We start from the raw sequence: 8539 nt of genomic DNA, 5'->3' as shown, positions 1-8539 counted from the left end.
GTCAGAAGGGTGTTGAGGTCTGTCGTCACAAACAGATCTTCAACACCCTTCGTCTATGCCCACACCCCGGGGTCGTTAGGACTTACTCGTCTAGCGGTGCGCCTACGGGAGCTGCTGGACGCCCGGACCGTCGAGGGCGTCACCCTTCGGGAAGCCGCGGAGCTGCTGCACGCCCACCCGACCCACCTGGTCCGGGCGTTCACCCAGGCGCACGGCGTGCCACCGCACACCTATCTGACCGGCCGTCGGGTCGAGCTGGCCCGTCGCCTGCTCCTCGCCGGGCAGCGGCCCGTCGAGACCGCCGTCGCGGCCGGGTTCTTCGACCAGGCGCACCTGACCCGCCACTTTCGGCGTTACCTGGGGGTCAGCCCGGCCCGCTACCCCCGCCCGAGCTGATCGCGTTCAGACGAGCTGGCCGCCGATGACGGCGAGCAGGCGCAGCTTCTCGTCGCTCGGCGACCCGGGTACGGCGGTGAAGACCAACAGTGTCTGTGACTGGTCGGGATCCACGAGCGTCTGGCAGTGCAGCTCCAACGCCCCGACCTCCGGGTGCACGAAGTGCTTGGGCGGGCAGTAGCCGGCGGGCACCGGGTGCTCCCGCCAGAGCTGCGCGAACTCCTGGCTCCTGGCCAGCAGGTCGTCGACGAGCGCGGCGGCCCGTGAGCCGCGCCCGTCACGGGTGTACGCCGCGTGCAGATGCGCCACGAGCAGGCGACTCTGTGTCTGGTGATCCTGCGCCGGGTGCAGCTGCCGCGCCGTCGGGTCGGTGAACCAGCGGTGGTGCGCGCTGCGCGCCAAGCCGGTGTACCGGGTCTGGTCACCGAGCAGGGCGACGGCCGGCGCGGTCTGCGCCAGGGTCTCGCCGAGGTGGTTCACCACCTGGGCCGGGGTGTCGTGCATCCGGTCGAGGATGCGCAGCATGCCCGGGTTCACGTGGTCGGCCCGCACCGCGCGGCGCGGAACGGCGTGACCGGCGACCTGGAACAGGTGATCCCGTTCGGCGAGGGAGAGCCGCAGGCCCCGGGCCAGGGCGGCGAGCATCTGCTCCGAGGGGTGCGGCCCGCGCTGCTGCTCCAACCGGCTGTAGTAGTCGGTGGACATCCCGCTCAACGTGGCGACTTCCTCACGACGCAGCCCTCCGGTGCGCCGACGGGGGCCCCGGGGCAACCCGACGTCCTCGGGCTGCAGGGCCTCCCGGCGGGTACGCAGGAAGCTCGCGAGTTGGGCGCGGTCCACGGGTGTCTCCGATCGGTGGGTGCCGGCGGATCGACCGGCACATCGAGTGCAACAGACCAGCCCCGCCCCGCTGTTCCACCCACCCCAAGATCGCATTCCCGCCCGCGCCCTTTGCCCCCGCGCCCGCGCCGTGCGCCCTGCGCCCGCCCGCCCGCCCGCCCCAAGATCGCACTAAATCCTGGTTGTAGTGGTGTGCGGGGCGATCGAGGCCACTACATCCACGATCCAGCACGATCTTGGGGCGGTCGGGCGGTCGGGCGGTCGGGCGGTCGGGCGGTCGGGCGGTCGGGCGGTCGGGCGGTCGGGCGGGCAGGCGGGCGGGCAGGCGGGGCGGGGCGGGTGTCCGGGTCCCGATTTCGACCGACAGGTGTGGGTCGGGGCGGTCTGGGGTGGTCAGCGTTGGATGGACTTGGTCTCCAGGAACTCCTCCAGCCCAAAGCGGCCGAACTCGCGGCCGTTGCCGGATTGCTTGTAGCCACCGAAGGGGGCGAGCGGGTTCCAGTGGCCGGCGTTCACGTCGACCTGGCCCACGCGCAGCCGCCGGGCGATCGCCAGCGCGTGCTCCGGCTCACCGAAGACGCCGCTGGTCAGGCCGTACAGCGTGCCGTTGGCGATGGCAACGGCCTCCTCCTCGTCGGCGTAGGGGATGATCGTCAGCACCGGGCCGAAGATCTCCTCCTGGGCGATCGCGGAGGCCGGGTCGACGTCAGCGAAGATCGTCGGCTGGACGTAGGCCCCGACGGTCAGCCCCGCGGGCCGCTGTGGGCCGCCGAACACGAGCCGGGCGCCGTCGGTGGTGCCCCGCTCGATGTAGCCGACGACCTTCTGCCGGTGGGCCTCGGACGCCATCGGGCCGATCCGGGTGGCCTCGTCGCCCGGGTCGCCGACGGTGTACTGCTTCGCGGCCTCGACGGCCAACGCCACGACCTCGTCCTGACGGGAGGCGGGCACCAGCATCCGTGGCCACGCGCCGCAGACCTGACCGCCGTTGCTGAACGCCATCATCAGGCCCCGCTCGACAGCGGTGGGCAGGTCGGCGTCGTCGAGGATGATGTTCGCACCCTTGCCGCCCAGCTCCAGTGCGACCCGCTTCACAGTCGTCGCGGCCACCGCGGAGATCCGCTGTCCCGCCCGGGTGGAGCCGGTGAAGGAGATCATGTCGATGTCCGGGTGGCCGGAGATCGCCTCGCCGACGGTCGCGCCGGTGCCGTAGACCACCTTGAAGACACCCGCCGGTACGCCGGCCTGGGCGGCGACCTCGGCGAGGATGCGCGCGGTCAGCGGGGCGTTCTCGGATGGCTTGAAGACCATCGTGTTGCCGGCGAGCAGAGCCGGTGCCAACTTGGAGACGATCTGCTGAAGCGGAAAGTTCCACGGCGTGATCGCGCCGACCACGCCGATCGGCTCGCGGACGATGAGCGAGTTGCCGACCTCCTCGGTCCAGGCGAAGTCGTCGGCCAGGCCGGCGATGGACTCGACCACGGCGGCCGGAAACGCGACCTGGGCGGTCCGGGACATGCCGATCGGAGAGCCCATCTCGGCGGTGATCGCCTGGGCGATCTCCTCCGTGCGAGCGGCGAGGCCGACGCCGAGGCGGCGCAGCACGTCCGCCCGGTGCCGCGGGGTGGTCGCCGACCAGGCCGGGAAGGCGGCTCGGGCGGCAGCGACGGCGCGGTCGACGTCGGCGGCGGTGCCGGCCGGGGTCTCGGCGATGACCTCGCCGGTGGCCGGGTTCACGACGGGAAGGGTGCCGGCGGAGCCGGTGACGGTCTCGCCACCGATCCAGTGGCCGGCAACGGTGCAGGTGGAAGGTGTCATGGACCGACCGTCGCACCGCTGCCGAACCCCAACCAGGTGCGGTTCATCCAGGGTTCCGCGATCCCTGGCTGGGGCCCGGCACCTCGGGTTGGCCGTGTCCCCAGCACCGGCGTGGCTGGGTGGCGTGTCCTGCCGGTCATGAGCTTCGCGGACTGCTCGGGGCAACGCCGACACCCGACCGGATGTCATAGTGCCGCGATGAAGGCGGACCTGCACAGTTACTTGAAGGGCGGCCGTGAGTCGCTGCTGTGGAAGCTCGACGGCCTCGGCGAATACGATATTCGGCGTCCGTTGACCCCGACCGCTACCAACCTGCTCGGTCTGGTGAAGCACTCGGCGGCCATGGAGATCCTCTACTTCGGCGTCGTGTTCGGCCGACCGTTCGAGCAGGAGCTGCCGTTTGTCGGTGACGGGGCGGAGACCAATGCCGACATGTGGGCGAGTGCGGATGAGACCCGCGAGGAGATCGTGGCGTTGTACGGGCGCGTGATCGCCCACGCCGACACCACCATCGAAGCCCTCGAACTGCACGACGTAGGCCACGTCCCGTGGTGGGGCGATGCGGCGGTCACGTTGCACCACGTCCTGGTCCACGTCATCGCGGAAACCCAGCGGCACGCCGGCCACGCTGACATCGTGCGCGAACTCATCGACGGCACGGCCGGGCTGCTGCCCAGGCACGACAACCTGCCCCCCGTGGACGCGTCATGGTGGCGGGACCACCGCCGGCGAGTGGAGCAGGCTGCGCTCGACGCCAGCCGGGGCAGCAGCTAGCTCTCTGCTGACCATCGGTGACGCCTCAGCATCTGGGCCGCCCGCCGCCCCGATCCCGCGCGGCCACCGACGCGAAGAGGGCGGCGTCGCCGGCAACGCAGGGGGCATCAGCTCGCGGCTGTGCCGGCTGATTGCCACCCCGACGTCCGGCCACAGTTCGCACGGCCGATCGGATACGCGGCCGGTCCGTCACGAAATCCGGCGGCGGATCGTCACAGAGGGCGGTTAGTCTTCCTCCGCGCGTCGTCGTCCTGGCACGTCGCGCCCCGCGCCCGGTTGGCGCGGCATCGCCGCCACCGCCCACCGTCGGCCGGCTCAATCGACTTCAGGAGAGTTAGTGACACAGCAATCTCTCGCGACATCGGACAAACTCGACGGCGCGGTGCTCAAGGTGGCGGGCGTCGTCGTCCTTGGCGCGATCATGTCGATCCTCGACGTGACGGTGGTCAGCGTGGCGCTGCCCAAATTCCAGAGTGAGTTCGACGCGTCCTACGCCCGCGTCGCCTGGACCATGACCGCCTACACCCTTGCGCTCGCCACCGTGATCCCGCTCAGCGGGTGGGCGGCGGACCGGTTCGGCACCAAGCGGCTCTACATGGTGGCGCTGGCCCTGTTCACGATCGGGTCGGGGCTCTGCGCCATGGCCGACACGATCGGCGAGCTGATCGGTTACCGGGTCCTGCAGGGCCTCGGCGGCGGCATGCTCATGCCGCTGGGCATGACCATCATGACCCGGGCGGCCGGTCCGCACCGGATCGGTCGGTTGATGGCCGTCCTCGGCATCCCGATGCTTCTGGGGCCGATCGGCGGCCCGATCCTCGGTGGTTGGCTGATCGACACCGCGAGCTGGCACTGGATCTTCTTGATCAACCTGCCGATCGGCCTGATCGCCCTGATCTACGCGCAGGTCGCGCTGCCGAAGGACGCGCCCGAGCCGTCCGAGTCGTTCGACTTCGTCGGCATGCTCATGCTCTCGCCGGGTCTCGCACTGTTCCTCTACGGCGTCTCGTCCCTGCCGGAGGCGGGCACCTTCGCCGAGGCCAAGGTCTGGGCCCCGATGCTGGTCGGCGGCGCGCTGGTGGTGGCATTCGTGCTCTACTCGTTCAAGCCCCGGCACCCGCTGCTCGACCTGCGGCTGTTCCGCAACCGCAGTCTGACCATCGCGTCGGTGACGATGTTCGTGTTCATCATCGCGTTCATGGGCGCCGGCCTGCTGTTCCCGAGCTACTTCCTGCAGGTGCGCGGTGAGTCGACGCTGGCCGCCGGCCTGCTGATGGCCCCGCAGGGCATCGGCGCGATGATCACCATGCCGATCGCCGGCACGTTGGCCGACCGGGTGCCGATCGGGCGTACCGTCCCGTTCGCGCTGGGGCTCATCGTCGTCGGGTTCTTCGGCTTCACCCAGGTCGACCCGCAGACCTCGTACTGGCTGCTCGGCGGTTCGCTGTTCGTGATGGGTCTGGGAATGGGCGGCACGATGATGCCGATCATGACGTCGGCGCTGCGGACGTTGCAGGCACAGGAGGTGGCCCGCGGCTCGACGCTGGTCAACATCCTCCAGCAGATCGGCGGTTCGGTCGGCGCCGCCGTGATGTCGGTGATCCTCACCAACGAGCTCAACGGCTCCCGGCCGATCCCCGGGCTGGTGGACGAGAGCGGCAAGCCGATCACCGAAGCCGGGCTGGCGATCGCCTCCCAGCAGCGGCCGGAGCTGCTCCAGCAGATGCCGGTGGACCCGTCGATCATCGAGCGCGGGTTGGACTTCGCCGCCAAGTCGTTCGCGAGCACGTTCTGGGTCGCGTTCGCGCTGGTCGTGCTCACGCTCATCCCGGCGGCGTTCCTGCCGCGCCGACGTCAACCGGCGCAGCTCGACGACCCGCAGGGCGAGCAGGCCAGGACGCCCGTCGTCATCCACTGACCGACCCCGCCGCGCTCGTCACCCCACCGGGTGCCGAGCGCGGCGGGTGCGGTGTCAGCGCAACGGGCCGTCGCCGGGCCCGTCCGGGTCCTCGACCAGGTGGATCGCCGCTTCCTCCGCGCTGGCGGCACCCGCGTCGATGCCGGCGTCCCATGCCACCGACTCGGCCTCGTCGTCCTCGCGGACGCCCTCGTCGTAGGCGACGAGACGGCCGGCGCGTGCCTCCGCCTCGTACCCCCGACGGGTCAACTCGTCCTCGTCGTCGCCACCCTCGGCGTACGGGTCCACATCCGGCACCTCCTGGGCGAGGTGCTGCTCCAGGGACTCGCCCGCCCGCTCCTCGGCCGGCGTGGTGCCGAACCGGTTTGCCGCCGTCCAGTGGTCCTCGGCGATGATGCCGGTGTCGAGGGGGTCGCCGACCCGGTCGTCGTCGAGGGTGTCGGAGGCGTCCAGGACCCCGTCGTCCTCGGCCACGTTCCACTCGTCGACGGAATCCATCCGTTCGGTCTGGCTCACGGCGGTCTCCTCTTCGTCACGGTGCAGCAGAGCGATCAGCTTATGACCGTGCAACGCGCCCGCACCCCGAGGTCTGCCCGCTGTGACGAACGGACCTCGGGACGGGCGGCACCGCGGTGGGTCAACGCTTCAGCAGCTCCGCCACGGCGTCGGTGAACTCCGCCGGCTGCTCGATATGGGCGAAGTGTCCGCTCTGCTCCAGCAGCACCAGCCGCGAGTCCGGAAGCCCCGCGTGCAACTGCTCCGCCCAGCGGGGGCCGCAGATGAAGTCGTACGCCCCGACGATCACCACGACAGGCGCGGTGATCTCGCCGAGCCTGTCCCGGACGTCGAATGGGGCTGGATCCTGGGCGTTGGCCGGCTCCGCCCAGATCCGGACGCCAGCCTGAAGTGGGGCGAACTCGTGCTGTCGGCCCCAGAAGTCCGCGAAGTAGACCGGCAGGACGGCGCGCAGGGCAGCGCCCAACGACTCGTCATCCCTCGCCGCGTGGAGCTGCTCGAAGGCCGCCGGAATCGCCGCCGCCTCCGGTCGGTCCGGGTGCCGCTGCGGGTACGCGGCGACGCCGGCCATCGCCTCGGCCCAGAACTCGGCCCCGGTGACGGGTGAGGTGTCGTACAGGGCCAGTCCGGCGACCCGGTCCGGGTGGTCGAGGGCGTACCGCTGGGCGACGAAACCGCCGTACGAGTGCCCGAGGAGGTACACGCGGGGTTCGCCGAGGTGCTCGACGACGGCGTGCAGGAACCGGACGTACGTGTCGAGACGGTAATCGTCGGCGTTGTCGAGCTGCCCCGACGCGCCCGTGCCCACCGGCTCGACGTAGACCATCGTGAAGTGCGTCTCAAGGCTGGGCGTGCGCAGATACGTCCACTCGATGCCTGGGCCACCCGAGTGCGCCACGCAGACCGGACCGGTGCCGGCGACGTGGTAGACCTGCCGAACGCCGTGCACTGTGAACGTGTGGGCACCGGGTGCGAGGGCGCTGACGTCGTGGCTCGTGGAACCCATGAACTATCTCCCGATCCGAGACCCGCGCGGCGTCCGCCGACACGGCAACTGGTGCATGACGCGGACCAGATGCGCGGGTCGCGGGGAAAGTTCGCTCGGTCGGGAAAGTTTTTTCAGACCAGCGCGGGGACGGGGTGGAAGAGGGTGAGTTGGCGTACCCGGCCCTGGCGCAGCACCTGCAACCACAGCGCCGCGGGTGGCCAGTGCTCCGGGTCGTCGGGTGGGCTGACCAGGTCGGTTTCCCAGATCAGCACGTCGCCGCTGGCCACCACGTTGCGCAGCCGCTGACGTACCCCGGCGGTCAGGTCGTGGTTCATGCCGGTGACCGCCAGGTCGGGGCCGCCGCGCGGACCACCCGGCACGATCATCTCGGCGTCGGGCCACCAGCTCTCGCGGACCACCCGGTCGAAATCGCCGCCCATCGCCGTGGCGATCATGTCGCGGCCCTCCCGCCACCGCGAGTCGTTCGAGGCGGCGACATCCGGGTGCGCCGCGTCCGCCGCCGTCCGCAGGCCACCCGCGAGCGCACGGCGGGCATGGCTGAGGCGGCTGCGGACGGTGCCGACCGGCACGCCACACACGGTCGCGATCTGCTCGTACGAGGACGCGTCGCTGAAGTACCGCAGCAGGGTGACGAGCCGGTCAGGTTCGGACAGTTGCCCGATGGAGTGCCACAACCAGTCGCGCGTCGCGGCCCGGTCCAGCGCCTCCTCCGGGGTGGGTGTGTCGGCGGGGCGGGTGAACCACTCGGGTTCGGCGACCGGGACGGCTCTGGGCCCGCGCAACGCCATCCGGCTGTTGTTGCGGACGATGGCTCGCAACCAGGGGCCGACAGCGCTCGGGTCGCGGACCTCGCCGATGCGACGCAGGGCGACGACCATGGTGTCCTGCACCGCGTCCTCGGCGTCCGGCCCGTAACCGAGGACGCTCAGCGCGACGGCCCGCATCCCGGCCTCGTGCCGGGCCAGCAGCGCCCCCAGCGCGGCCGGGTCTCCGGCCTGCGCGAGCACCACCAGCTCCGCGTCGCTCTGCGTCACGTGTACGTCCCCCTGTAGGTGCCCGGGCATGTGAGTGGATCATGCCCCTTGCGGGCGGACCTGCGGTGCCGGCCCTTGGAGCGGAGTGCGTCCGGGGGCGCGCATGCCGTATAGCAGGACCGTGATGACTCGACGCCACCCGTCGGGCCCAGCGTCGACGCCGAGGCAGTGGTCGGTGTCCAGCGCGGCGCGTGAGCAGAGCAGGACGTCCTGCCAGGTTACGTCGGCGCGGAG

8 protein-coding genes are annotated in these 8539 nt (G+C 71.0%); 3 read left to right on the top strand and 5 right to left on the bottom strand.

Features of this window, described 5'->3' with window-relative positions; genetic code table 11:
* Window positions 1–96: 96 nt before the first annotated feature.
* The gene (locus ACIBEF_RS22070) at window positions 97–396 is read left to right on the top strand and encodes a helix-turn-helix transcriptional regulator (protein ID WP_396795064.1); all 300 of its coding nucleotides are present in this window, start codon (window positions 97–99) and stop codon (window positions 394–396) included.
* Between the two features lie 6 nt (window positions 397–402).
* On the opposite strand, the gene ACIBEF_RS22065 is transcribed toward ACIBEF_RS22070, so the two are convergent.
* Both ACIBEF_RS22065 and ACIBEF_RS22060 read right to left on the bottom strand, forming a co-directional pair.
* Window positions 403–1236: a helix-turn-helix transcriptional regulator gene (locus tag ACIBEF_RS22065; protein WP_396795063.1), complete on the bottom strand. Its 834-nt coding sequence runs from the start codon at window positions 1234–1236 to the stop codon at window positions 403–405.
* Window positions 1237–1629: 393 nt separating this feature from the next.
* Entirely contained in the window at window positions 1630–3054 is a 1425-nt protein-coding gene (locus ACIBEF_RS22060) for an aldehyde dehydrogenase family protein (protein ID WP_396795062.1), read from the bottom strand.
* 198 nt (window positions 3055–3252) lie between these two features.
* Between ACIBEF_RS22060 and ACIBEF_RS22055 the strand changes: the two genes are divergently transcribed.
* Complete coding sequence (locus ACIBEF_RS22055) at window positions 3253–3828, top strand: DinB family protein (protein ID WP_396795061.1); 576 nt, start codon at window positions 3253–3255, stop codon at window positions 3826–3828.
* A gap of 337 nt (window positions 3829–4165) precedes the next feature.
* Window positions 4166–5746: a DHA2 family efflux MFS transporter permease subunit gene (locus tag ACIBEF_RS22050; protein WP_396795060.1), complete on the top strand. Its 1581-nt coding sequence runs from the start codon at window positions 4166–4168 to the stop codon at window positions 5744–5746.
* Between the two features lie 54 nt (window positions 5747–5800).
* Here ACIBEF_RS22050 and ACIBEF_RS22045 read toward each other — a convergent pair whose 3' ends face one another.
* The 3 genes from ACIBEF_RS22045 to ACIBEF_RS22035 form a co-directional block, all read right to left on the bottom strand.
* Window positions 5801–6262: a DUF5709 domain-containing protein gene (locus ACIBEF_RS22045; protein ID WP_355423851.1), complete on the bottom strand. Its 462-nt coding sequence runs from the start codon at window positions 6260–6262 to the stop codon at window positions 5801–5803.
* A 121-nt stretch (window positions 6263–6383) separates the two neighbouring features.
* Window positions 6384–7268 carry an alpha/beta fold hydrolase gene (locus ACIBEF_RS22040; protein WP_396795059.1) on the bottom strand — a complete coding sequence of 295 codons (885 nt, stop codon included), beginning with the start codon at window positions 7266–7268 and terminating at the stop codon, window positions 6384–6386.
* Window positions 7269–7381: 113 nt separating this feature from the next.
* Window positions 7382–8305, bottom strand: a complete 924-nt coding sequence (locus ACIBEF_RS22035) for an RNA polymerase sigma factor (protein WP_396795058.1) — start codon at window positions 8303–8305, stop codon at window positions 7382–7384.
* Window positions 8306–8539: the final 234 nt, after the last annotated feature.

The organism is Micromonospora sp. NPDC050795 (genome assembly GCF_044456785.1).
Lineage (GTDB): Bacteria > Actinomycetota > Actinomycetes > Mycobacteriales > Micromonosporaceae > Micromonospora.
The sequence above is the reverse complement of the archived record's forward strand: the minus strand, read 5'-3'. Positions and strand labels throughout refer to the sequence as shown.

Excerpts from the sequence above, each read along its gene's own strand:
- ACIBEF_RS22040 (WP_396795059.1), bottom strand. The coding sequence starts at position 7,268 with ATGGGTTCCACGAGCCACGACGTCAGCGCCCTCGCACCCGGTGCCCAC.
- ACIBEF_RS22055 (WP_396795061.1), top strand. The coding sequence starts at position 3,253 with ATGAAGGCGGACCTGCACAGTTACTTGAAGGGCGGCCGTGAGTCGCTG.
- ACIBEF_RS22060 (WP_396795062.1), bottom strand. The coding sequence starts at position 3,054 with ATGACACCTTCCACCTGCACCGTTGCCGGCCACTGGATCGGTGGCGAG.